General features: G+C 68.0%; 1 protein-coding gene and 1 pseudogene. Both read right to left on the bottom strand.

The window, feature by feature from the left end:
- Positions 1–226 (bottom strand): annotated as a pseudogene (locus OCW50_RS33060) (MFS transporter); the annotation flags it as partial.
- A gap of 68 nt (positions 227–294) precedes the next feature.
- The coding region (locus OCW50_RS33055) for a DUF1612 domain-containing protein (protein WP_262300402.1) at positions 295–1187 on the bottom strand (893 nt) is incomplete at its 5' end.

The raw sequence follows: 1187 nt of genomic DNA, 5'->3' as shown, positions 1-1187 counted from the left end.
GGAGTGAGACGGTGATCGCCAGCTGATAGGCATTGACGGCCCAAACGGCCGTTGCCGGATCCACCTGAAGCTGCTGGGCCAGCACTGGCAGGGCGACATTGACGATCGCGCTGTCCAGAACCGCCATGGTGAGCGCGATGGCGATGGCAACAAAGGCCCAGAGCCGTGCCGGATTGGGCAGGCCATCTGAGACGCCTTCGGCAGGCAGCTTCCGTGGTGAGGTCATGGGCATGATGAGGTGTTGATTGGTTCGCTTCGATGGCGCATTCACGCGGTTGGTGAACCGGCCGGAGGTTACACGATCTCCCAGGCGGTAGCGGGTGCGACCGGTGAGCTCGCGCGGCAGGGCCCGCCGAGCTGGGCGAGCATCAGGTCGATGGCCTTGGGCGTGACCTTGTGCAGCTTGGCCGCGAGCAGCACCGTCACCAGCGGGCGCGACAGGAACAGGTCGACCAGCTCCGGCAGCCTCGAGTTGGAGCGGGTTTTGGCGGTGGCACGGCTCATCAGGTCGCGGGCCAGGATCAGCCGGTCGAGATCCTTGTTGGCGATGCTCAGGGCTTCCTCCAGCACCCGGCAGAAACCCTCCAGCGTCTCGGCGGCCCCTTTTCTCCCCTGCGGCCGGAACCGGGATTGCTCGACGCCGGCGGCAAGCGGCAGGAGATGGTGGGTCAGCCCTGTCGCCCGCAGGATGGCAGCGGCCATGATCAGCCCGAGCCAGGGCTGGCGGGGGTAGAGGTCGAGATCCAGCCACGCCTTCCAGGCCGCGGCGGCCGCAGCGACGGCTGGCCAGGAGCCGGTCCGTTCGACCACATCGAGCCACAGGTCCTCAGCCTCCGCCTCGTCATGATCCGGATCGTAGACCAAATGCGAACGGTTCGCGGGCAGCGGAGTCTCGCCGGCGAGGACGTGGCTGGTGCGTGCGAGCAGCGCGTCGGTCTCCGCGAAGTGCGCCTTCCACGGATCGGCATCGTTGGCATAGGGCAGGTAGGCCTCCTCACCGCCGGGATCGGTCTTCTTGCTTCCGGCCCTGATGGGTGCCTGCTCCGCCACGCCTCGGATGCCACGCAGGGCGGCCAGTCCGTCGATCGATAGCGGCCAGGGTGCCTTGCTAGCCAGAACGGTGCGCCGGGCCCGCAGGGCGGCCGCGGCGCGGACAAGCTCGTGCGTGGGATGGCGCACATCCATGC

The organism is Microvirga sesbaniae (assembly GCF_025460805.1).
In the GTDB taxonomy this organism is placed as follows: domain Bacteria; phylum Pseudomonadota; class Alphaproteobacteria; order Rhizobiales; family Beijerinckiaceae; genus Microvirga; species Microvirga sesbaniae.
This window is presented reverse-complemented; position numbering and strand designations above follow the sequence as displayed.